Origin of the sequence: Actinokineospora auranticolor, assembly GCF_002934265.1 — a bacterium.
Classification (GTDB): domain Bacteria; phylum Actinomycetota; class Actinomycetes; order Mycobacteriales; family Pseudonocardiaceae; genus Actinokineospora; species Actinokineospora auranticolor.
Window position 1 is genome coordinate 79070 of sequence record NZ_PTIX01000004.1, and the last position, 23647, is coordinate 102716.

Here is a 23647-nt window from a genome sequence, read left to right on the forward strand (position 1 = left end):
CGGATGACGTGAAAGGACCTGTGCGGTGGCCGACGAGAACGACGTTGTCCGGGACACGTTCGAGGAGATCAACGTGAGCCGGGGCATGGACCTGCACCGGCGGGACCGGTTCGACCCGGTCCCCGAGCTGCGGGCGCTGATGGCCGAGGGGCCGATGAGCGTGCTGGGCGTCGAGGACGCCCCCGAGGGGCGGACCGCGTGGCTCGCCACCGGGTACGACGAGATCCGGCAGGTGCTCGGCTCGGACCGGTTCAGCGCCAAGCTGCTCTACGGCGGGACCGCGGCGGGCCGCACCTGGCCCGGTTTCCTCACCCAGTACGACCCGCCGGAGCACACCCGCCTGCGCCGGATGGTGACGCCGCCGTTCACCGCGCGGCGGATGCAGCGGTTCCGGCCGCGGGTCGAGAAGATCGTCGCCGCGGTGCTCGACGACATCGAGGACACCGGTGGCCCGGTGGACTTCGTCCCGCGCTTCGGCTGGCCCATCGCCACAACGGTGACCTGCGACTTCCTCGGCATCCCCCGGGACGACCAGGTGGGCCTCTCCCGCGCGCTGCACGCGAGCCGGTCAGAGCGGTCCGGCAAGCGGCGCGTGGCGGCGGGCAACAAGTTCTGGACCTACATGGAGCAGATGGTCGCCCGCACCCGCCGCGACCCCGGCGACGACATGTTCGGCGTCGTGGTGCGGGAGTTCGGCGACGACATCACCGACGCGGAGCTCAAGGGCGTGGCCGCGTTCGTCATGGGCGCGGGCGGCGACCAGGTGGCCCGCTACCTCGCGGCGGGCGCGTGGCTGATGGTCGAGCACCCGGACCAGTTCGCGCTGCTGCGCGACGACCCGGACGCCGCCCCGGACTGGTTGGACGAGGTGACCCGGTACCTGACCAGCGACGAGAAGACCACACCGCGCGTCGCGCTGGAGGACGTGCGCATCGGCGGCTGCCCCGTCAAGGCGGGTGACACCGTCACCCCCTCCTTCCTGGCCGCGAACCGCCGCGACTTCCCCGGCCCCGAGGACGGGTTCGACATCACCCGGGTCAAGCCCGCGCACGTCGCGTTCGGGCACGGCGTCCACCACTGCCTCGGCAGGCCGCTGGCCGAGCTGGTGTTCCGGGTGGCGCTCCCGGCGCTGGCGCACCGCTTCCCCGGCTTGCGGCTGGCCGAACCCGACCGCGAGATCCGGCTGGGGCCACCGCCGTTCGACGTCGAAGCCCTCCCGCTCGACTGGTGACCCCCGGACCGGCAGAAAGGACCTCCCGTTGAGCGACGACGACCCGCGCCCCCTGCACATCCGCAGGCAGGACCTCGACCCGGCCGACGAACTGCGCGCCGCGGGCGCGCTGACGAGGGTCACCGTCGGCACCGGCGCGGACGCCGAGACGCACTGGATGGCCACCGGGCACGCGCTGGTCCGGCAGGTGTTCGGCGACCACAAGCGGTTCAGCACCCGGCGCCGCTGGGACCCGCGCGACGAGATCGGCGGGCAGGGCACGTTCCGGCCGCGCGAGCTGGTCGGCAACCTCATGGACTACGACCAGCCCGAGCACACCCGGCTCCGGCAGAAGCTGACCCCCGGGTTCACCGTGCGCAAGCTCAAGCGCCTGGGGCCCGCCATCGAGCAGATCGTCGAGGAGCGCCTCGACGCCATGGCGTCCGCGGGCTCCCCGGCAGACCTGGTCGAGCACGTCGCCGACCAGGTGCCCGGCGCCGTGCTGTGCGAGCTGATCGGCGTGCCCCGGGACGACCGCGCCATGTTCCTCCAGCTGTGCCACGCGCACCTCGACGCCTCGCGCAGCCAGAAGCGGCGGGCCGCGGCCGGGGAGGCGTTCTCGCGGTACCTGCTGGCGATGATCGCCAGGGAGCGCGCGGAGCCCGGCGAGGGGCTGATCGGCGCCGTCATCTCCGAGTACGGCAGCACGGCCACCGACGAGGAGCTGCGGGGCTTCTGCGTGCAGGTGATGCTGGCGGGTGACGACAACATCTCCGGCATGATCGGGCTCGGCGTGCTGGCGCTGCTGCGCGAGCCCGAGCAGGCCGCCGCCTTCCGCGCCGACGACCAGTCGGCGGACCGGGCGGTCGACGAGCTGATCCGGTACCTGACCGTCCCTTACGCGCCGACGCCGCGGACCGCCATGGAGGACGTCGTCCTCGGCGACCAGCTGGTCAAGCAGGGGGAGACCGTCATCCTCGTGCTGCCCACCGCCAACCGCGACCCCGCGCTGGTGCCGGACCCGGACCGGCTCGACGTGACCCGCGAGTCCGTCCCGCACGTCGCGTTCGGGCACGGCATCCACCACTGCCTGGGCGCCGCGCTGGCCCGGCTCGAACTGCGCACGGTCTACACGGCCCTGTGGCGGCGCTTCCCCGCGCTGCGGCTGGCCGATCCCGAGCGGGAACCCCGGTTCCGGCTCACCACCCCGGCCTACGGGCTGACCGAACTGCCGGTCGCCTGGTGAGTCGCCGGGGCACGCACACTTTCCCAGGGAGAAGCGAATGGTCATCGTGATGGCGCCCGGTGCGTCCGACGAGGAAACCGACGCGGTCGTCTCGATCGTGGCGAAGGCGGGCGGGTCGGCGTTCATCAGCCGGGGCGTCAGCCGGACGATCGTCGGGCTGGTCGGCGACATCGACCGGTTCCAAACACTCGGCCTCGACGGCAAACCCGGTGTCGCGGAAGTGCTCCGGGTCTCGGTGCCGTACAAGCTGGTGAGTCGGGAGAACCACCCGACGCGCTCGGTGATCCGCGTGGGCGGGGTGCCCATCGGCCCCGGCACCATGACCTTGATCGCCGGGCCCTGCGCGGTCGAGACCCCTCAGCAGACCCTGGCCGCCGCGCGGATGGCCCAGCGGGCGGGCGCGGCGCTGCTGCGCGGCGGCGCCTACAAGCCGCGCACCTCGCCGTACGCCTTCCAGGGGCTCGGCGAGGACGGGCTGCGCATCCTGGCCGACGTGCGCGAGGCGGTGGGGATGCCCGTGGTGACCGAGGTCGTCGACGCGCACGACGTGCCGCTGGTGAGCCGGTACGCGGACATGCTCCAGGTGGGCACCCGGAACATGCAGAACTTCGCGCTGCTGCAGGCGGTCGGCGGCTGCGGCAAGCCGGTGCTGCTCAAGCGCGGCCTGAACGCCACGATCGAGGAGTGGCTGATGGCCGCCGAGTACGTCGCCCAGCGCGGCAACCTCGACATCGTGCTGTGCGAGCGGGGCATCCGGACGTTCGACACGACCACCCGCAACACCCTCGACATCTCCGCTGTCCCGGTCGCGCAGGGGCTGACCCACCTGCCGGTGATCATCGACCCGTCGCACTCCGGCGGCAGGCGCGAACTCGTGCTGCCGCTGTCGCGCGCGGCGATGGCGGTCGGCGCGGACGGCCTGATCATCGACGTGCACCCCGCCCCGGAGGAGGCGCTCTGCGACGGTCCGCAGGCGCTGGTCGCCGACGACCTCGCCGAACTCGCGCACGCGGTCCGCGCGTTCCCGCCGATGATCGGCCGCCAGCTCGCCGCGGCCGCGAGCCTGGTGGCGTGATCGCGTGCTTCGCCTGTCCGGCAAGGGAACGCGCACCGCGTTGTCCACGGCGCGGTGCTGGACGTCCCGCGTGACCGCGGGTGAGACTGGATCGCCGGAGAGGTCGGGTCGATGAAGGGGCTTCCGCTCGGTATGGATCACGGCAGCAACGCGGTCGCGCCGCTGGTGCGGGAGCCCGCGAACTTCCAGCACCGGACGAACTGCGACCCGCACGCGGACAACGTGGGACTCCGCGCGCACGGCCCGCTGTTCCGGATCGTCGGCGAGGCGTCCGCCCAACTGGGCCGGGACTACGTCTGGCAGGCCTTCGGCTACGACGTCGTGCGGAAGGTGTTGGGAGACCACGAGAACTTCACCACGCGACCCCGGTTCACCCACGGCGACTCGGGTGCGCACGTGGAGACCCAGTTCGTCGGGCAGATCTCGACCTACGACCCGCCCGAGCACACGCGCCTGCGGCGGATGCTGACACCGGAGTTCACGGTCCGGCGGATCCGCGCGATGGAACCCGCGATCCAGCGCCTCATCGAGGACCGGTTGGAGATGATGGAGGCGGCCGGACCGCCCGCGGACCTCCAGGGCCTCTTCGCCGACCCGGTCGGCGCGGGCGTGCTCTGCGAACTGCTCGACATCCCGCGCGACGACCGGGGCGAGTTCGTCCGGCGGATCCGGCGCAACGTCGACCTCGGTCGCGGGCTTAAGGCGCGGGCCGCCGACAGCGCGGCGTTCAACCGGTACCTGAGCGGTCTCATCGCGCGCCAGCGGGCGGAACCCGACGAGGGTTTCCTCGGCGGGCTCGTGCGCGAGCACGGCGACAACGTCACCGACGACGAGCTGAAGGGCCTGTGCACGGCCCTGGTCCTCGGCGGCGTCGAGACCGTCGCGGGGATGATCGGGTTCGGGGTGCTCGCGCTGCTGGGGCAACCGGACCAGATCCCGCTGCTGTTCGAGGGCCCGGAGAAGGCGGACCGCCTGGTCAACGAACTGGTGCGGTACCTGTCGCCCGTGCAGGGGCCGAACCCGCGCCTGGCGCTCAAGGACGTCGTCATCGACGGGCAGCTGATCAAGGCGGGGGACTACGTCCTCTGCTCGGTGCTCATGGCCAACCGCGACCCGGCGCTGACGCCGAACCCCGACGTCGTCGACGCCAACCGCGGCTCGGTCTCGGACGTCGGCTTCGGGCACGGCATCCACTACTGCGTCGGCGCCGCGCTGGCGCGGGCGATGCTGCGCCGGGCGTACCAGACCCTGTGGGAGCGGTTCCCCGGGCTGCGCCTGGCCGTGCCCGTCGAGGAAGTGAAGTACCGCAACGCGTTCGTCGACTGCCCGGACCGGGTCCCGGTCACCTGGTAGTGGACGGACCGGTATTCGGGGAAGCTCCCGTCGGCGCCTGAGCGCGGGCGGTTTGCCGTCGGCCACAACGGATTCGCACTCGATCGAGGAATGGTGGGATATGTCGGTGGAAGAGTTCGACGTGGTGGTGGCCGGTGGCGGGCCGGGCGGCTCGACCGTGGCGGCGCTGGTGGCCATGCAGGGGCACCGGGTGCTGCTGCTGGAGAAGGAGGTCTTCCCCCGGTACCAGATCGGTGAGTCGCTGCTGCCCGCCACGGTGCACGGGGTGTGCCGGATGCTCGGCGTCGCCGACGAGCTGGCCGCCGCCGGGTTCCCGATCAAGCGCGGTGGCACGTTCCGCTGGGGCGCCCGCCCGGAGCCGTGGACGTTCCACTTCGGGCTCTCCGCGAAGATGGCGGGCGCGACGTCCTTCGCCTACCAGGTCGAGCGGGCGCGGTTCGACGAGATCCTGCTGAACAACGCCAAGCGCAAGGGCGTCGAGGTGCGCGAGGGCTGCGCGGTCGCCGCCGTGCTGGAGGAGGGCGACCGGGTCACCGGCCTGCGCTACACCGACCCCGACGGCGTCGAGCGGGAGGTGTCGGCGCGCTTCGTGATCGACGCGTCCGGCAACAAGAGCAGGCTGTACCACAGCGTCGGCGGTACCCGGAACTACTCGGAGTTCTTCCGCAGCCTGGCGCTGTTCGGCTACTTCGAGGGCGGCAAGCGGCTGCCCGCGCCGACCTCGGGCAACATCCTCAGCGTCGCCTTCAAGAGCGGCTGGTTCTGGTACATCCCGCTGAGCGACACGCTGACCAGCGTCGGCGCGGTGGTGCGCCGGGAGGACGCCGAGAAGATCCAGGGCGACCAGGAGAAGGCGCTCACCGCGCTGATCGCCGAGTGCCCGCTGATCTCGGAGTACCTCGCCGACGCCACCCGGGTCACCACCGGCGAGTACGGCGAGCTGCGGGTCCGCAAGGACTACTCCTACCAGCAGACGACCTTCTGGCGGCCGGGCATGGTCCTGGTCGGCGACGCCGCGTGCTTCGTGGACCCCGTGTTCTCCTCCGGGGTGCACCTGGCGACCTACAGCGCGCTGCTGGCCGCCCGGTCGATCAACAGCGTGCTCGCGGGCGACCTGGACGAGAAGACCGCGCTCAACGAGTTCGAGGCCCGGTACCGCCGCGAGTACGGCGTGTTCTACGAGTTCCTCGTGTCCTTCTACCAGATGAACGTCAACGAGGACTCGTACTTCTGGCAGGCCAAGAAGGTCACCAACAACACCAGCACCGAGATCGAGTCCTTTGTGGAGCTGATCGGCGGCGTCTCCTCCGGTGAGACGGCGCTGACCGCCGCCGACCGGATCACCGAGCGCAGCGCGGAGTTCGCCGCGGCCGTCGACCAGATCGCGGGCGGCGAGGACAGCATGGTGCCGATGTTCAAGTCGCAGGTGGTCCAGCAGGCCATGCAGGAGGCGGGCCAGGTGCAGGTGCGGGCGCTGCTCGGCGCGGACGCCGAGCCCGAGGTGCCGCTGTTCCCCGGTGGGCTGGTGACCTCGCCCGACGGGATGAAGTGGCTGCCCTACCACCCGGCCTGACACCGGCGCGTCGGCCGATGACCTACCGAACAGGGGATGCGACATGCGCGTGCTGATCACCGGGTGCGGGTCACGCGGGGACATCGAACCGCTGGTGGCGCTGGCGGTGCGGCTGCGGGAGCTCGGCGCGCAGGTGCGTACGTGCCTGCCGCCGGACTACGCGCAGCGGTGCGCCGAGGTCGGCGTGCCGATGGTGGCGGTCGGCAGGCCGGTGCGCGCGGGCGCGCGCGGTCCGGGTGAGCCGCCGCCCGGGGCGGTCGAGGTGGTGGCCGAGGTCGTCGCCGAGTGGTTCGACGCGGTCCCCGCGGCGGCCGAGGGCTGTGACGTGGTGGTGTCGACCGGGTTGCTGCCCACCGCGGTCGTCGCCCGGTCGGTGGCCGAGAAGCTGGGCGTGCCCTACTTCTACACGATCTTCAGCCCGGACCACCTGCCGTCGGCGCGCAGCCAGGAGCAGCGGGACCTGTACAACGAGGGCGCCGACCGGCACTTCGGCGACCCGGTCAACGCCGGTCGGGCCGCGATCGGGCTGCCGCCGGTGCGCGACCTGTTCGACTACGGCTACACCGACCACCCGCTGCTCGCCACGGACCCGGTCCTGGCCCCACCCGCCGCGGGTCTGGACGCCGTGCAGACCGGCGCGTGGGTGCTGCCCGACCAGCGGTCGCTGCCTGCCGAACTGGAGGCGTTCCTGGCCGCGGGCCCGCCGCCGGTGTATGTGGGGTTCGGCAGCTCGTCCGGATCGGCGGACGCCGCGCGGGCGTCGGTCGACGCGGCCCGCGCCCACGGTCGCCGGGTCGTCCTGTCCCGCGGCTGGGACGAACTGGCCCTGGACGACGACCGGGACGACTGCCTCGCCATCGGCGAGGTCAACCTGCAGGCGCTGTTCGGCCGGGTGGCCGCCGCCGTGCACCACGACAGCGCGGGCACGACGTTCGTGGCCACGCTGGCGGGCGTCCCCCAGGTCGTGCTGCGCCACGTCATCGACAACGACGTGGCGCAGGTCTACTACTCGGACCGGGTGGCGGAACTGGGCGTCGGGGTCGCGCTCGACGGTCCGATCCCGGACCCCGAGGCGCTGTCGGCCGCGTTCGCCACCGCGCTCACCCCGGACACCCGCGACCGGGCCGCCGCCGTGGCGGCCACGATCCGCACCGACGGGACGTCCGTGACCGCGGCGCTGCTGTTCGCCGCGGCGGGCGTGGACCAGCCGCCGGTTCCCGCGTGAACCGCGGACCACGACCCACGGAAGCGGGGAACGCCTGATGCGGGTGCTGCTGTCGACGTCCGGGAGCCGGGGTGACGTCGAACCGCTGCTGGCCCTGGCCGTGGGACTGCGGGATCTCGGCGCGGAAGCCCGGGTGAGCGCGCCACCGGACTGCGCGGACCGGCTGGCCGAGGTGGGTGTGCCGCACGTGCCGGTCGGCCCGCCCGCACGGCCGCCGGTGCGCGCGGCGGACCGGAAGCCGCCCACCCCCGAGGACATGCTCCGGTTCAACGCCGAGGTCATCGCCACCCAGTTCGACCGGCTCCCGGCGGCCGCCGAGGGGTGCGACGCGGTGGTGGCGACCGGAGTGCTGGCCGCCGCCGTCGGCGTGCGGTCGGTCGCCGAGAAGCTGGGTATCCCGTACTTCTACGCCTTCCACTGCCCGATTTACCTCCCGTCGCCGCACTACCCGCCGCCGCCACCCCTGGGCGAACCACCCGCGCCGGAGGGCACCGACATCGCGGCGCTGTGGCACCGCAACGGCCAGAGCGCCTTCCGGCGCTTCGGCACCCCGCTCAACGAGCAGCGGGCCGCGATCGGCCTGCCGCCGGTCACCGACATCTACGGGTTCGGCTACACCGACCACCCCTGGCTGTCGGCGGACCCCACCCTGGCCCCGTTGCTGCCCACCGACCTCGACGCCGTGCAGACCGGCGCCTGGGTCCTGCCCGACGACCGGCCCCTGCCCGCCGACCTGGCGGCGTTCCTGGCCGCGGGTCCGCCGCCGGTGTACGTCGGTTTCGGCAGCATGCGCGCGCACGCGGACGCCGCCCGGGTGGCGGTCGACGCGGTCCGCGCGCGGGGGCACCGGGTCGTCCTTTCCCGTGGCTGGGCCGATCTGGCCCCGCCCGACGGCCAGGACGACTGCTTCGCGGTCGGCGAGGTGAACCACCAGCTGCTGTTCGGCCGGGTGGCCGCCGTCGTCCACCACGGCGGCGCGGGCACGACGACCACGGCCGCCAAGGCGGGCGCGCCCCAGGTCCTGGTGCCCCAGATCGCGGACCAGCCCTACTTCGCCGCCCGGGTCGTCGAACTGGGGATCGGCGCGGCGCACGACGGCCCGACCCCGACCCCCGATTCCCTCGAGGCCGCGCTCACCACGGCCCTGACCCCCGAGACCCGGGCGCGCGCCGCGGCCGTGGCGGACGCCGTCCGCGTCGACGGGGCGCGCGTGGCGGCCGCCCTGGTGCTCGCCGCGGTCGACCGGGAGCAGCGGCCCGCCTCGGCGTGAACCGCCCGGGACGCCCCACCTGAACAGGAGATGCGAGATGCGCGTGTTGTTGTCGACGTCCGGGAGCCGCGGCGATGTCGAACCGCTGGTGGCACTGGCGGTGCGCCTGCGGGCACTCGACGCGCGGGTGCGGGTGTGCGCGCCGCCCTTCGCCGCGGAGCGGCTGGCCGAGGTCGGCGTGCCGCACGTGCCCGTCGGCCTCCCGCAGCGCGTGGTGCTGCGGGACGGGACGCCGCCGCCGTCCCCCGAGGAGCAGCGCAGGCTGGAGGCCGGGGCGGTCGCCATGCAGTTCGAGCGGGTCCCCGCGGCCGCCGAGGGGTGCGACGTGGTGGTGGCGACCGGGGAACTGGCTGCCGCCGCGGCGGTCCGGTCGGTCGCCGAGAAGCGGGGCATCCCGTACTCCTACGCCGCCTACAGCCCGGTCTACCTGCCGTCGCGGCACCACGTGCCGCCCGTGGACGAGCGGACCGAGCCGGGCGTGACCGACAACGGGGTGCTGTGGGCGCAGCGCAGGCTGCGCTTCCACAGCCGCTTCGGCGAGCCGCTCAACGCCAACCGGGCCGCGATCGGCCTGCCGCCGGTGGACAACGCCTTCGACCACGCTTACGCCGACCGGCCGTGGCTGGCCGCCGACCCGGTCCTGGCCCCGCTGCCGCCGGACCTCGACGCCGTGCAGACCGGGGTGTGGGTACTGCCGGACGAGCGGCCGCTGCCCGGTCCGCTGGTGGACTTCCTCGACGCCGGTGAACCGCCGGTGTACCTGGGTTTCGGCAGCACGACCGGGACCGACGACGCCGCCGGGGCGGCCATCGAGGCGATCCGCGGCCACGGCCGCCGGGTGATCCTCTCCAGCGGCTGGGCCGACCTGGCCCGACCGGACGACGGCGCCGACTGCTTCGTCGTCAGCGAGGTGAACCTCCAGGTGCTGTTCGGCCTGGTGGCCGCCGTCGTGCACCCGGGCAGCGCGGGCACGACGCACGTGGCCACGCGGGCGGGCGTCCCCCAGGTACTGGTGCCCCGCAGCACCGACCAGCCGTACCACGCGGGCCGGGCGGCGGAGCTGGGGATCGGGGTGGTGCACGACAGCCTGACCACGACGGTCGAATCCCTGTCGGCCGCGCTCGCCGCGGCACTGGCCCCCGAGACCCGGGACCGCGCGGCGGCCGTCGCGGGCACGATGCGCACCGACGGCACCTCCGTGGCCGCGCGGCTGCTCTTCGACGTGGTCAACCGGGAGAAGCCGACAGTCTCCGCGTGAGCGGCTGTCCAGGTCGCGCCTGTTGTAACGCGGCACCGCGATCACCAAGGTGGTGGCCATGTCTCAAGCTTCCGGCCAGGTCCGGTTCCTGGCGGTATCCCCCCATTTGGACGACGCGGTCCTGTCCTACGGCGCGGGTCTCGCCCAGGCGGGGCGGGATGGCGCGGACGTGCTCGTGCACACCGTGTTCGCGGGCAGCGCGTCGCCGCCGTATTCCGCCGCGGCACAACGGCTGCACGAACTCTGGGGCCTCGCCCCGGACCAGGACGCGTCGCTGGTCCGCCGGGCGGAGGACGCCGCCGCCCTCGACCACCTGGGCGCGGCGCACCGGCACGGCCGGTTCCTCGACTCGATCTACCGCAGGCTGCCGGACGGCCGGTGGTTGGCGGAGAACGTGGCGGGCAAGGCGAAGCTGCGCATCGACGAGCACTCGCCGGAGCACGAGCGCGAGCTGCGCGCGGCGGTCGAGGACGACATCCGAGCGGTCGTCGCCGAGGTCGTGCCGACGCTGGTCGTCACCTGCGCGGCCATCAACGCCCACGTCGACAACCGGATCACCCGGGACGCCGCGCTGGCCGTGGCCGGGGAGCGCGGCATCCCGGTGCGGCTGTGGGAAGACCTCCCACATGCGACATTCGGCTCGGACGAGGTGGAACTCCCCGCGGGTTTCCACCTCGGCGACGCCGAATTCGGTGCGGTGGAGGAAGAATCGCGGACCCGCAAGTTCGAGTCCCTGAAGTACTACACGTCCCAGCTGCTGATGCTCGACGGGCCGAACAAGGACCTGTTCGCGCTGCTGGACGAGCACGCTCGGAAGAGCTCGCCGCGCGGTGGGTACGGCGAGACGACCTGGCCGGTTTCGCGCGGCGCGGGCGACAGCTGAGCACCGCCACCGCAGGACCCGACCGATGACACTCGCACCCCGCGCTCCGGAGGTACCGGGATGACCGAAACACTCGTTGACCGGCCCGCGCCGGACCAGGACCCCGCGCCAGGCGGTCGGAGCAGCCGCTGGGCGGTGTGGCGCTCGCCCGCGGACCAGCCGCCGTGGGCGCGGCCCGCGCTGCTGGGGATCGCGGCGGTGGCGGCGGTGCTCTACGGCTGGAACCTGTGGCGCGCCGACTACGCGCCGCTGTACTCCGACGCCGTGCGGGCCATGTCCGAGAGCTGGAAGGCGTTCTTCTACGGCGCCGTCGACGCGAACTCGACCCACACCCTCGACAAGCTCGCCGGATCCTTTGTGCCGCAAGCCATCTCGGCCCGGATCTTCGGCTACCACGAGTGGTCCCTGGCGCTGCCGCAGGTGATCGAGGGCGTGGTCTCGGTGCTGGTGATGTACCGGGTCGTGCGGCGGTGGGCGGGCGTGGCGCCCGGCCTGCTCGCCGCGGGCGTCCTCACCATCACCCCGGTGTGCGCGTCCCTGTTCGGCCGTGGCATGGAGGACGCCGCGCTGATCATGTGCCTGCTGCTCGCCGCCGACTGCTACCAGCGGGCCGTGCTCGAGGGGCGGCTGCGTTCCCTGGTGTGGTCGGGTGTCTGGATCGGCGTGGGGTTCCAGGCGAAGATGGGGCAGGCGTGGGTGGTCCTGCCCGCCCTGGCGCTCGGCTACCTGCTGACCGCGCCGGGCGCGGTGAGCCGCAGGCTCAAGCACCTGGGGGTCGCCGGGTTGGTGACGCTGGTGGTGTCGGTGTCGTGGGTCGCGCTGTACACCCTCACCCCGGCGAGCGACCGGCCCTACATCACCGGCAGCACCAACAACAGCGCCATCGCCATGGTGTTCGGCTACAACGGACTCGGGCGCGTGGGCATCCAGCTGCCCGGCGCCGAGGTCGCCAGGACCGGCCCGGTGATCAACGGCCTGCCCGAGGACGGGGACTCGTCGGGTGAGGGTGGCGAACCGGCTCAGGAAGGCGGGCCGGGTCCGGAAGCCGGGCAGGCCCAAGAAGGTGGGCCGGGTCAGGAAGGCGCGCAGGGCGGTCAGGAGGGCGGGCCGGGCCAGGAAGGCGGGCAAGGTCAGGAGGGCGGCGGAGAAGGGGGACCGCAGGGGTCGCCGGGCCAGATGGCGGGCGGTACCCCGGACCACCCGTCCAAGGCGGAGAGCAGGCCGGACCCGGCGCTGGAGTGGTACAAGCTGTTCGACGGCCACCTCGGCGTCGCGATCGCCTGGCTGTTCCCGCTGGCGCTGTTGACCCTGGTGTTCGGGTTCCGCTGGTCGCGCCGGGCCGAGCGCACCGACGCGGCGCGGGGCGGTCTGGTGGTGTGGGGCGTGTGGTTGCTGACCTTCGGCGTCATCCTCAGCCTGAGCTTCGTCCCGCACACCGCCTACGCGGCCTCGCTCGCGCCCCCGATCGCCGCCCTGACCGGCTACGGGCTCGTGCTGTTCTGGCGGGCCTACCGGAGCGGTGGTGCCCGAGCGTGGGTCCTGCCCGCCGTGGTCGCCGTTCAGACAGCCTGGGCAGGCTGGCTCTGGTCGCACTACCCGAAGTTCCTGACCTGGGCGTTGTGGATCATGGTGGCGCTCGGCGTGTTCGCCGTCGCCGCACTGGTCCTCGGGCGGGTGCGCCGGACGGCGTCCGGCGGTCTTGTCAAGGCCGGGCTCGTGCTCGGGGTCGCGGCCGTGCTGGCCGCGCCCGCGACCTACGCGTTCTCGGTGCTCGACGCCGAGTACTCCGGGAACTCCTTCGACGCCAACGCCGGGCCCGCCTCCGGTTCCGTGTAGGCGGGCCCTTCCTCCGGGACCGCAGCGGTCCCGGAGGAAGGGGCGACCGGGTGGCGGACCGATCGGTTCAGGTCAGTCAGGGCAATCGGGTCAGTCAGGGCAGGTGCGCGGTGATGAGGTCGGTGAGCCGCGAGACGCCCTCCTCGATCAGGTCCGGGGTGAGCAGGCTGATCGACAGCCGCAGCTGGGTGAACCCGCCCTTCCCGCCGTAGAAGTGGTGCATCGGCGTGAACAGCACGCCGTGGTCGCGGGCAGCGAGCGCCAGCAGCTCGTCGTCCACGGCGAACGGCACGGTGACCGTGACGAAGAACCCGCCGGTCGGGGTGTTCCAGCCGACACCGGGGCGCCCGCCCAGCCCCCGCTCCAGCGCGGCCAGCGTCAGGCGCAGGTTGCGCTGGTAGACCGCGATCTCCCGGGCGTTGGCCTGCACCAAGCTGAAGTCGTTGAGCAGCAGCTTGCCCGCGATCACCGCCTGGGCGATGGGGGAGGTGTTCACCGTCAACATGCCCTTGAGCTTCGAGAGCTGGTCGGCGAGCAGCCCGCCCCCGGCGACCCGCTGGTCCGCCACCGCGTAGCCGACCCGCGCGCCGGGCATGCCGGTCTTGGCGAACGATCCGATGTAGACGACCGTCCCCGACCGGTCGAGGGACTTCAGCGACGGCAGGCGGTCGGTGCCGAGCAGCCCGTACGCGTTGTCCTCCAGCAGCAGGATGTCGTGCGCCGCGGCGACTTCGAGGAGCCGCAGGCGCGCGGGCACGTCCATGCTGGTGCCGGTGGGGTTGGCGAAGTTGGGCGTCACGTAGCAGGCCCGTACCCGCTTTCCGTCCTCCTCGGCGCGCTTGAGCTGGAGTACGAGGTCTTCCGGGTCGATGCCGTTCGCGGTCGACCGGACCGGACGGACGGGCATGTCGGTGAGCAGCGCCGCCCCGGTCAGGCCGACGTAGGTGGGGGCGGGCGCGAGCAGCACGTCCCGCTCGTCGGCGCGCAGCGCGCGCAGCACCAGGAACATCGCCTCCTGGGCGCCCACCGTGACGACCACGGACTCCGGCGCGGCCTCGATGTCCTCGTCCACGGCGAGGTTGCGGGCGATCAGGTCGGCGATGACGCCCTTGGTGGTGCCGTACTGGAAGAGCGTGCGGGTGACCGCCGCGTCGTCGAGGCCCCGGTCGCGCCGCAGGTGGTCGCAGTAGGCGTCGAGGTACTCGTGGATCAGGCGGACGTCGAAGAACTCCTCGTACGGTCGGCCCGCCGCCATGGAAATGGCCTTCGGGTAATCATCGATCAACTCGTTGAGCAGGTTCATCGATGAGATGGCCGGATCTGTGAGTGATCCGTGCAGTGTTTCTGTGCTTAACTGGGCGGACAGCGCATTCGGGTCCATGTACGTGAGGATTTCCGTACACCGTCGAAGTGTCAAGGCCGCTGCACGCGGCTTTTCGGCCACACCGCAAGGAATTCACGGAATCGCCGATGGACACCGACGACGACCGCGGATACCGGAGGTAGTCTTGGTCGAGTGCGCCACCGCACGCGGGGAGGACCGGTCCGCCGAATTCAAGTCCGGGGTGGACGTCCTATTCAGACATCATTTGTGTCCCTGGCCGCGCCGCTCGCGCAGGCGGACGCCGAATCCGCGGGGGGAAGGACCAACATGCTCATGACAACCGAGAACGGGATCCGGTTGTCCTACCACGACCACGGCGGCGGTCCACCGGTGCTGCTGCTGACCGGGACCGGGGCCGCGGGCTCCGTGTGGGACCTGCACCAGGTGCCCGCGTTGCGCGCCGCCGGGTTCCGGGTGATCACCATGGACAACCGCGGGATCCCGCCCAGCGACGACGGCGCGGCGGGCTTCACCATCGATGACCTCGTCGCGGACGTGGTCGCGCTCATCGACCACCTCGGGGTGGCGCCGTGCCACGTGGTCGGCACGTCGATGGGCGCCTACATCGCCCAGGAGCTGGCCCTGGCCCACCCGGAGCTGGTGGACGCGGTCGTGCTGATGGCGGCGTGCGGCCGCAGCAGCCTGGTCCAGCGGGTGCTCGCCGAGGGGGAGGCGGAGCTGATCGCGCGGGGAACCGCGCTGCCGCCGGGTTTGCACGCCGCGATCCGGGCGATGCACAACCTGGGGCCGGACACGCTCGCCGACGACGACCTCGCCGCCGACTGGCTCGACCTGTTCGCCGCGTCGGGCTCGTGGGGCCCGGGCGTGCGGGCGCAGCTGCTGCTGAGCGCGCTGCCCGACCGCCTCGACGCGTACCGCGCGATCAAGGTGCCCAGCCACGTCATCTCGTTCGAGCACGACCTGGTGGCGCCGCCCGCCGCCGGGCGGGAGCTGGCCGCCGCGATCCCCGGTGCGACGCACCGCACGGTCCCGGGATGCGGGCACTTCGGCTACCTGGAGAACCCGGACGCGGTGAACCGCGAGGTGGTCGAGTTCCTGCGCGCCGAGTCCGACCCGCGACCGGGGGAGTTCGCATGACCGGCACGATCGCACTGGTGGAGCACGCCATCCCCGCGGCGCGCACCACGCCCGCGCTCTTCGAGGCGATCGCCGCCGCGGTGCCCGACCGGCCCGCCGTGGCGATGGGCGGCACCTCGCTGACCTACGCCGAGCTGAACGCGGAGGCCAACCTCCTCGCCCGCAGGCTGGTGGCGCACGGGGTCGGCCCGGAGCGGCTGGTCGCCCTGGCGATGCCGCGGTCGATCGAGTTCGTCGTCGCCATGCTGGCCGTGCACAAGGCCGGTGGCGCGTACGTGCCCGTCGACCCGAACTACCCGGAGGAGCGCAAGCGGCACATGCTGGACGACACGTCCGCGCACTGCCTGCTGTGCCTGCCCGGGCAGGACGTGGCGGGCGCGCCGGTCGTCATGGCCGTGGTGCGGGAGGCGGGCGGGTCCGAGCCGAACCTGGACGACCGCGACCGGATCCGCCCGCTGCGGCCCGAGCACCCCGCGTACGTCATCTACACCTCCGGCTCCACCGGGACGCCGAAGGGCGTGGTGGTCACGCACCAGGGCATCCCGAACCTGGCGGCGGACTACGTGCGCCGCCAGCGGCTGCTGCCGGACAGCAGGCTGCTGGCCTTCGCCTCGCCCAGCTTCGACGCCGCTGTCGCCGAGTTCTGGCCGATGTGGGCCGCCGGTGGCTGCCTCGTGCTGGCCCCCGCGCCCGACCTGGTGCCGGGGGAACCGCTGGCCCGGCTGGTCCGGGAGCAGGAGATCACCCACGTCACGCTGCCGCCGTCCGCGCTGGCGCCGCTGGCGGAGGCCGGTGGCCTGCCCGCCGGGCTGACCCTGCTGGTCGCGGGCGAGGCGTGCCCGGCCCCGGTGGCGAAGCGCTGGTCCGCCGACCGGGTCATGATCAACGCGTACGGGCCGACCGAGGCCACGGTCGCGGTGACCGCGAGCGAACCGCTGACCGGCGACGGCACGCCCCCGATCGGCCGGGCGATCACCGGTGTCCACACCTACGTGTTGGACGACCGGCTGCGCGCGGTCCCGGACGGCGACGTCGGCGAGCTGTACACGACCGGCCCCGGCCTGGCCCGCGGCTACCTGCGCAGGCCCGCCGCGACCGCGCAGCGGTTCCTGCCGGACCCGTTCGGCGTCCCGGGGTCGCGCATGTACCGCACCGGCGACCGGGTGCGGGTGCGCCCGGACGGCCAGCTCGTCTTCGTCGGCCGCGTCGACGACCAGCTGAAGGTGCGCGGCCACCGGATCGAACCGGGTGAGGTCGAGTCCGCGCTGCTCGCGGTGGCCGGGGTGGCCCAGGCGGTCGTCACCGAGCACGACAACCGGCTCGTCGCCTACGTCGTCGGCACCGCCGGTGCGCGCGTGTCGACCGAGAACCTCCTGCTGCCGCTGCGCAAGCGGCTGCCCGCCTACCTCGTCCCCGACGTGGTCGTCGACCTGCCGAGCCTGCCGACCTCGCCGAACGGCAAGGTCGACCGCGCCGCCCTGCCCGCCCCCGACGGGGTGGCCACCGAGCGCGTGCTGACCGGTCGGGCGCCGAGCACGCCGACGGAGATCCGGCTGGCCGAGCTGTTCGCCGAGGTGCTCGGCGTGGGCAGCGTCGGCGTCGAGGACAGCTTCTTCGAGATCGGCGGCCACTCGCTGCTCGCGACCCGCCTGGTGAGCCGCATCCGCGAGCACCTGCGCATCCGGCTGCGGGTGCAGGCCTTCTTCGACGCGCCGACCGTGGCGCAGCTCGCCAAGGTGCTCGACGGCGCGCAGACGTGACCTGGAGACCGCAGATGCAGACGACGAAGGCCATCGATCTCGGCGACCCGGACCTCTACACGACTCTCGACCGGCACGACCGCTGGCGCGCGTACGCGGCCGAGGACGCGGTGGTGTGGAGCGGGCCGGGGAGTTCGCCGACCGGTTTCTGGTCGGTGTTCTCCCACCGGGCGTGCGCCGCCGTCCTCGCGCCGTCCGCGCCGTTCACCTCCGAGTACGGGATGATGATCGGCTTCGACCGCGACCACCCGGACACCTCGGGCGGCCGGATGATGGTCGTGTCCGAACAGGAGCGGCACCGCAGGCTGCGCAAGCTGGTCGGCCCGCTGCTGTCCCGGGCGTCGGCGCGCAAGCTCGCCGACCGGGTGCGCGACGAGGTGCGCGGTGTGCTCGACGGGGCGCTCGACGGCGGCGTGTGCGACGTGGCGACGGCGATCGGTCCGCGCATCCCCGCCGCGGTCGTGTGCGACATCCTCGGTGTGCCCGAGGAAGACCAGGACATGCTCATCGACCTGACCAACCACGCGTTCGGGGGCGAGGACGAGCTGTTCGACGGGATGACCCCGCGCCAGGCGCACACCGAGATCCTCGTCTACTTCGACGAGCTGATCAGCGCGCGCCGCGCGCGCCCCGGCGACGACCTGGTCAGCACGCTGCTCACCGACGAGGGCCTCGACCTCGACGACGTGCTGCTCAACTGCGACAACGTGCTGATCGGCGGCAACGAGACCACGCGGCACGCGATCACCGGCGCGGTGCACGCGCTCGCCGAGGTGCCCGGCCTGCTGGCCGGGCTGCGGGACGGCAGCGCGGACGTCGACGCGGCCGTGGAGGAGGTGCTGCGCTGGACCTCGCCCGCCATGCACGTGCTGCGGGTGACGACCGCCGACACCACGGTCAACGGCCAGGACCTGCCGCCCGGCACGCCGGTGGTGGCGTGGCTGCCCGCGGCGAACCGAGACCCCGCCGAGTTCGACGACCCCGAGGCTTTCCGCCTCGACCGGACACCCAACCGGCACATCACCTTCGGCCACGGCGTGCACCACTGCCTCGGTTCGGCGCTCGCTCGGATCGAGCTGGCGGTCGTGCTGCGGGAGCTGGCTGAGCGGGTGTCCACAGTAGAACTCTTGGCCGAACCGACCTGGCTGCGCGCGATCGTCGTGCAGGGGTACAGCCGACTCCAGGTCCGGTTCACCGGTCGATGACCGAAGAACGACCCATCTGAGGGAGGAAAACCATGACTGCCAAGGAAAACACCAAGGACTTCGAGATCGACTACGTGGAGATGTACGTCGACAACCTCGAAGTGGCCGTGTCCGGCTGGCTGGGCAAGTACGCGTTCACCGTCGCCGGGACCGACCGGTCCGCGGACCACCGCAGCGTCACCTTGCGACAGCGGTCGATCACGCTCGTCCTCACCGAACCGATCTCGGACCGCCACCCGGGCGCGGCGTACCTGCAGACGCACGGGGAGGGCGTGGCCGACATCGCGCTGCGCACCACCGACGTGGTCGCCGCCTTCGACGCCGCGGTGCGGGCGGGCGCGGACCCCGTCCGCGAGCCGGAGCGGCGCGTCGACGCCGAGCGCGGTCCGGTCGTCACCGCCACCATCGGCGGCTTCGGCGACGTCGTGCACACCCTGGTCCAGCGCGAGGGCGAGGCCGCGTCCGGTCCCGGTGGCGCGGACGTGGACCTGCTGGGCATCGACCACTTCGCGGTCTGCCTGACCGCGGGCGACCTCGGCCCCACGGTCGCGTACTACGAGCGCGCGCTCGGGTTCCGGCAGATCTTCGAAGAGCACATCGTGGTCGGCGCCCAGGCGATGAACTCCACGGTCGTGCAGAGCGCGTCGGGCGCGGTCACGCTGACCCTGATCGAGCCGGACACGCGCGCCAACCCGGGGCAGATCGACGACTTCCTCAAGGAGCACCACGGTCCCGGCGTGCAGCACATCGCCTTCAACAGCAACGACGCGGTCCAGGCGGTCCGCGCGCTGTCGCGGCGCGGGGTGGAGTTCCTGAAGACCCCGGGCGCCTACTACGACCTGCTCGGTGAGCGGATCACGTTGCAGACCCACACCCTCGACGACCTGCGGTCGACCAACGTGCTCGCCGACGAGGACCACGGCGGCCAGCTGTTCCAGATCTTCACCGCCTCCACCCACCCGCGGCACACGATCTTCTTCGAGGTCATCGAGCGGCAGGGCGCGGGCACCTTCGGCAGCTCCAACATCAAGGCCCTGTACGAGGCCGTGGAACTCGAGCGCACCGGGCAGAGCGAGTTCGGCGCCGCTCGGCGATGACCCGCTCCGGCCTGACCAACCACGGCCCGGCCGAGCCCGGCCTGGCCGGTCCCGGCTCGACCCCCCTGTCCCTGGCCGACCTGGCGAGCGCGGCGCGGGACGTGCTCCCCGGCGAGATCTGGGACTTCCTCGCCGGGGGCAGCGGCGCCGAGGCGGCCGTGGCGGCCAACCGCGCCGCGTTCGAGCGGATCCACGTGATCCCCCGGGTGCTGCGCGACCTGACCGGTGGCGGCACCGAGGTCGAGGTGCTGGGTCGGTCCGCCGCGCTGCCGGTCGCGGTCGCGCCGGTCGCCTACCAGCGGCTGTTCCACCCCGAGGGGGAACTCGCGGCGGCGCGCGCGGCGCGGGACGCGGGCGTGCCGTACGTGATCTGCACGCTGAGCAGCGTCGTGCTGGAGGAGGTCGCGGCCGTCGGCGGCAGGCCGTGGTTCCAGCTGTACTGGCTGCGCGACGAGCGGCGCTGCCTGGACCTCGTGCGCCGCGCGGAGGACGCGGGCTGCGAGGCGATCGTGTTCACCGTGGACGTGCCGTGGATGGGCAGGCGGCTGCGCGACATGCGCAACGGCTTCGCGCTCCCGGAGTGGGTGACGGCGGCCAACTTCGACGCCGGGACGGCCGCGCACCGCCGTACCCGGGGCGCCTCGGCCGTCGCCGACCACACCGCGCGCGAGTTCGCCCCGGCCACCTGGGACTCCGTGGCCGCGGTCCGCGCGCGCACGAACCTCCCGGTGGTGCTCAAGGGCGTCCTCGCCGTCGAGGACGCCCGGCGGGCCGTGCAGGCAGGCGCCGACGGGATCGTGGTGTCCAACCACGGAGGTCGTCAGTTGGACAGCGCCGTGCCGGGGGTCGACGTGCTCGGCGAGATCGCCGCCGCGGTCGCGGGCGGCTGCGAGGTGCTGCTCGACGGGGGAGTCCGGTCCGGCGGGGACGTGCTCAAGGCGGTCGCGCTCGGCGCGTCGGCCGTGCTCGTCGGGCGGCCCGTGATGTGGGGGCTGGCCGCGGCGGGCCAGGACGGCGTCCGGCAGGCGCTCGACCTGCTCGCCGCCGAGTTCCGGGACGCGCTGGGCCTGGCGGGCTGCCGCTCGGTCGCGGCGGTCCGCGACCTGCGCACGACGGCGCCCCGGCACCGCTGAGGCGCCGCGGGCGCCCGGCGCATGGACAGTTGCCCGATGTCGATCTCTGCCTGTTCGCTCAGGGTGCGGACCACGCGTCCCGGTCGTGCCCGCAACGGTTTTCCCTGGAGGGGAACGATGCTCCCGTCGCTCGCCGCGCCGATACCGCCGATCGCGGCCCACGGCCTCCTGGTGTTCCTGCTCCAGGTGGGGTTGTTGCTGCTGCTCGCCGTCGTGCTCGGCCGACTCGCGACCCGCTTCGGCATGCCCGCGGTCGTGGGCGAGCTGTTCGTCGGGGTGGCGCTCGGCCCGTCGTTGCTGGCTTGGGCCGCCCCGGCGGTGCACGACTGGCTGTTCCCGGCGGTACCGGAGCAGTACCACCTGCTCGACGCCGTGGGGCAGCTGGGAGTCCTGCTGCTGGTCGGCATCACCGGGATGCAGATGGACCTGGGACTGGTCCGCAGGCGCGGCGCCACCGCGGCCGGGGTCAGCGCCGGCGGCCTGGTCGTCCCGCTCGGTCTGGGGATCGGCGCGGGCTACGCGCTGCCGGGGACGCTGATCCCGGAGGGCACCGACACCACGGTCTTCGCGCTGTTCCTCGGTGTGGCGCTGTGCGTCAGCGCCATCCCGGTGATCGCCAGGACCCTCATCGACATGAAGCTGCTGCACCGCAACATCGGCCAGCTCACCCTCACCGCGGGGGTGATCGACGACGTCTTCGGCTGGTTCATGCTGTCGGTCGTCAGCGCGATGGCGGTAAACGCGGTGTCCACCGGGACCGTGTTCACCTCCCTGGGGTACCTGGTCGCCATCGTCGCCTTCGCGGCCACCCTCGGCAGGCCGCTGGTCCGGGGCGCGCTGCGGGTCGCGGCCAAGGCCGACGGTCCCGGCCCGACCGTCGCCACCGCCGTGGTCCTGCTGGTCCTGGCGGGGGCGGGCACGCACGCCCTCGGCCTGGAGGCGATCTTCGGGGCCTTCGTCTGCGGCATCCTGATCGGTTCGGCGGGCCGGGTGGACCCCGCGAAGCTCGCGCCGCTGCGCACCGTCGTCCTGTCGGTGCTCGCCCCGCTGTTCTTCGCCACGGCCGGGCTGCGGATGGACCTCACCGCACTGGTCCGGCCGGAGGTGCTGCTCACCGGGTTGGCGGTGCTCGCCCTGGCGATCGCCGGGAAGTTCGCCGGCGCGTACGCGGGCGCGCGGCTCAGCGGCCTGAACCGGTGGGAGGGCTTGGCGCTGGGCGCCGGGCTGAACGTCCGCGGGGTCATCGGGATCGTGGTGGCCATGGTCGGCCTCCGGATCGGCATCCTCAGCGTGGAGGTCTACACGATCGTCATCCTGGTCGCGATCGTCACCTCGCTGATGGCGCCGCCGATCCTGCGGTTCGCCATGGCCAGGGTGGAGCACACCGCCGAGGAGGAGGTCCGCGAGGCCCAGCACCAGGCCTGGACCGGTCGGACCGAGGAAGTCCACTCAGGACGGACGGGGCCCGCGCGGCCGTTGGACGAACTGGACCGCTGAGAACGGCCGCGGCTACCTTCGCGAAGTCCGCCGGGAGCGGTGGGTGCGAGGTGGTGGCCGCGCCACGAGGCCGATCGGGTGCCCGCGAAGCAGATCAGAACTTAGGGGTGGGTTCGGCAATGATTCCCTTGACGCGGCAGTACTCTGAGCCACCCGGCGCGGTCCGCGCCCGGGACGACCACCACCACGCGGACCGCGTCGCGCTGTCCGCCGCGACCACCGACGGCGTGCACATGCGCACCGCCGACGTCCGCGCGTGGATCGCCGAACGCCGCGCGGCCAACGTCTTCCACGTCGAGCGCATCCCCTTCGCGGACCTGGACCAGTGGGGGTTCGAGGGGGCGACCGGCAACATCGTGCACCGCAGCGGGCGGTTCTTCACCATCGAGGGCCTGCACGTGGTCGAGCACGACGGACCGCACGGCGACGGCCCCTACCGCGAGTGGCAGCAGCCGGTCATCAAGCAGCCCGAGGTCGGCATCCTCGGCATCCTGGGCAAGGAGTTCGGCGGGGTCCTGCACTTCCTGATGCAGGCCAAGATGGAGCCGGGCAACCCGAACCTGGTGCAGCTCTCGCCGACCGTGCAGGCCACCCGCAGCAACTACACCAAGGCGCACGGCGGCACCAACGTCAAGCTCGTCGAGTACTTCGCCCCGCCCGACCCGGAACGGGTCATCGTCGACGTGCTCCAGGCGGAGCAGGGCTCGTGGTTCTTCCGCAAGACCAACCGCAACATGGTCGTCGAGACGGTGGACGACGTGCCGCTGTGGGACGACTTCTGCTGGCTCACCCTCGGCCAGATCGCGCAGCTGATGCACGAGGACGAGACGGTCAACATGAACGCCCGCAGTGTGCTGTCGTGCCTGCCCTACCACGACTCGGCTCCCGGGGCGCTGTTCACCGACGTGCAGCTGCTGTCCTGGTTCACCAACGAGCGCGCGCGCCACGACGTGCGCGCCCAGCGCATCCCGCTCGCCGACGTGCGCGGCTGGAAGCAGGGCGTCGAGGCGATCGAGCACGAGGACGGCCGCTACTTCAAGGTCCTCGCGGTCGCGGTGAAGGGCGGCAACCGCGAGAAGATCAGCTGGACGCAGCCGCTGCTGGAGTCCGTCGGCCACGGGGTCGTCGCCTTCCTCGTGCGCGAGATCGACGGGGTGACCCACGTCCTGGTGCACGCCCGCGCCGACGGCGGGTTCGTCGACACGGTCGAGTTGGCACCCACCGTCCAGTGCACGCCGACCAACTACGCGCACCTGCCCCCGGAGGACCGCTTGCCCTTCCTCGACTTCGTCCTGGACGCCGCGCCGTCGCGGATCCGCTACGAGGCGGTCCACTCCGAGGAGGGTGGTCGCTTCCTCAACGTCCGGGCGCGGTACCTCGCGGTCGACGCGGACGAGGTCACCGACCCGCCGCCCGGCTACGCGTGGGTCACCCCGGCCCAGCTCACCGCGCTCACCCGGCACGGGCACTACCTCAACGTCGAGGCCCGCACGCTGCTCGCCTGCATCAACGCCGCCGCGGCGCAGCCCCGTGGGGGTGCCTGA

At 72.8% G+C, this 23647-nt stretch carries 18 protein-coding genes; 17 read left to right on the forward strand and 1 reads right to left on the reverse strand.

Annotation, left to right across the window (positions count from 1 at the left end; all coding sequences use genetic code 11):
• Positions 1-85: 85 nt before the first annotated feature.
• From CLV40_RS08870 to CLV40_RS08915, 10 genes are all read left to right on the forward strand, one after another.
• Positions 86-1231: a cytochrome P450 gene (locus tag CLV40_RS08870; protein WP_104478731.1), complete on the forward strand. Its 1146-nt coding sequence runs from the start codon at positions 86-88 to the stop codon at positions 1229-1231.
• A gap of 28 nt (positions 1232-1259) precedes the next feature.
• Positions 1260-2456 (forward strand): cytochrome P450, encoded by a 1197-nt coding sequence (locus tag CLV40_RS08875; protein ID WP_104478383.1) that lies wholly within the window; start codon positions 1260-1262, stop codon positions 2454-2456.
• A gap of 37 nt (positions 2457-2493) precedes the next feature.
• A complete protein-coding gene (gene aroF / locus CLV40_RS08880) occupies positions 2494-3531 on the forward strand; it encodes a 3-deoxy-7-phosphoheptulonate synthase (protein ID WP_104478384.1) in 1038 nt (345 codons plus the stop codon).
• A gap of 132 nt (positions 3532-3663) precedes the next feature.
• The gene (locus CLV40_RS08885) at positions 3664-4884 is read left to right on the forward strand and encodes a cytochrome P450 (RefSeq protein ID WP_104478385.1); all 1221 of its coding nucleotides are present in this window, start codon (positions 3664-3666) and stop codon (positions 4882-4884) included.
• A 100-nt stretch (positions 4885-4984) separates the two neighbouring features.
• Positions 4985-6457, forward strand: coding sequence for a tryptophan halogenase family protein (locus CLV40_RS08890; RefSeq protein ID WP_104478386.1), 1473 nt, complete (start codon positions 4985-4987; stop codon positions 6455-6457).
• 43 nt (positions 6458-6500) lie between these two features.
• Positions 6501-7682 (forward strand): glycosyltransferase, encoded by a 1182-nt coding sequence (locus tag CLV40_RS08895; RefSeq protein WP_104478387.1) that lies wholly within the window; start codon positions 6501-6503, stop codon positions 7680-7682.
• Positions 7683-7719: 37 nt separating this feature from the next.
• Positions 7720-8952 (forward strand): glycosyltransferase, encoded by a 1233-nt coding sequence (locus CLV40_RS08900; RefSeq protein WP_104478388.1) that lies wholly within the window; start codon positions 7720-7722, stop codon positions 8950-8952.
• 37 nt (positions 8953-8989) lie between these two features.
• Positions 8990-10210 carry a glycosyltransferase gene (locus CLV40_RS08905; RefSeq protein WP_104478389.1) on the forward strand — a complete coding sequence of 407 codons (1221 nt, stop codon included), beginning with the start codon at positions 8990-8992 and terminating at the stop codon, positions 10208-10210.
• Between the two features lie 58 nt (positions 10211-10268).
• Complete coding sequence (locus tag CLV40_RS08910) at positions 10269-11093, forward strand: PIG-L deacetylase family protein (protein ID WP_104478390.1); 825 nt, start codon at positions 10269-10271, stop codon at positions 11091-11093.
• Between the two features lie 60 nt (positions 11094-11153).
• Entirely contained in the window at positions 11154-12929 is a 1776-nt protein-coding gene (locus CLV40_RS08915; RefSeq protein WP_104478391.1) for an ArnT family glycosyltransferase, read from the forward strand.
• Between the two features lie 94 nt (positions 12930-13023).
• Here the strand turns inward: CLV40_RS08915 and CLV40_RS08920 are convergent, their stop codons facing one another.
• Entirely contained in the window at positions 13024-14310 is a 1287-nt protein-coding gene (locus CLV40_RS08920) for an aminotransferase-like domain-containing protein (protein ID WP_104478392.1), read from the reverse strand.
• Positions 14311-14580: 270 nt separating this feature from the next.
• Between CLV40_RS08920 and CLV40_RS08925 the strand changes: the two genes are divergently transcribed.
• From CLV40_RS08925 to CLV40_RS08955, 7 genes are all read left to right on the forward strand, one after another.
• A complete protein-coding gene (locus CLV40_RS08925) occupies positions 14581-15411 on the forward strand; it encodes an alpha/beta fold hydrolase (protein ID WP_104478732.1) in 831 nt (276 codons plus the stop codon).
• Positions 15408-17171, forward strand: coding sequence for a non-ribosomal peptide synthetase (locus tag CLV40_RS08930; RefSeq protein WP_104478393.1), 1764 nt, complete (start codon positions 15408-15410; stop codon positions 17169-17171). Before CLV40_RS08925 ends, CLV40_RS08930 begins: the two co-directional genes overlap by 4 nt.
• Before the next feature lie 14 nt (positions 17172-17185).
• Positions 17186-18376: a cytochrome P450 gene (locus CLV40_RS08935; RefSeq protein ID WP_104478394.1), complete on the forward strand. Its 1191-nt coding sequence runs from the start codon at positions 17186-17188 to the stop codon at positions 18374-18376.
• 32 nt (positions 18377-18408) lie between these two features.
• Positions 18409-19473, forward strand: a complete 1065-nt coding sequence (hppD, locus tag CLV40_RS08940) for a 4-hydroxyphenylpyruvate dioxygenase (RefSeq protein ID WP_104478395.1) — start codon at positions 18409-18411, stop codon at positions 19471-19473.
• Positions 19470-20606 carry an alpha-hydroxy acid oxidase gene (locus CLV40_RS08945; RefSeq protein WP_104478396.1) on the forward strand — a complete coding sequence of 379 codons (1137 nt, stop codon included), beginning with the start codon at positions 19470-19472 and terminating at the stop codon, positions 20604-20606. The genes hppD and CLV40_RS08945 overlap by 4 nt, the downstream gene beginning before the upstream one ends.
• Positions 20607-20723: 117 nt before the next feature.
• A complete protein-coding gene (locus CLV40_RS08950) occupies positions 20724-22103 on the forward strand; it encodes a cation:proton antiporter (protein WP_104478397.1) in 1380 nt (459 codons plus the stop codon).
• Between the two features lie 119 nt (positions 22104-22222).
• Positions 22223-23647, forward strand: a complete 1425-nt coding sequence (locus tag CLV40_RS08955) for an NDP-hexose 2,3-dehydratase family protein (protein WP_104478398.1) — start codon at positions 22223-22225, stop codon at positions 23645-23647.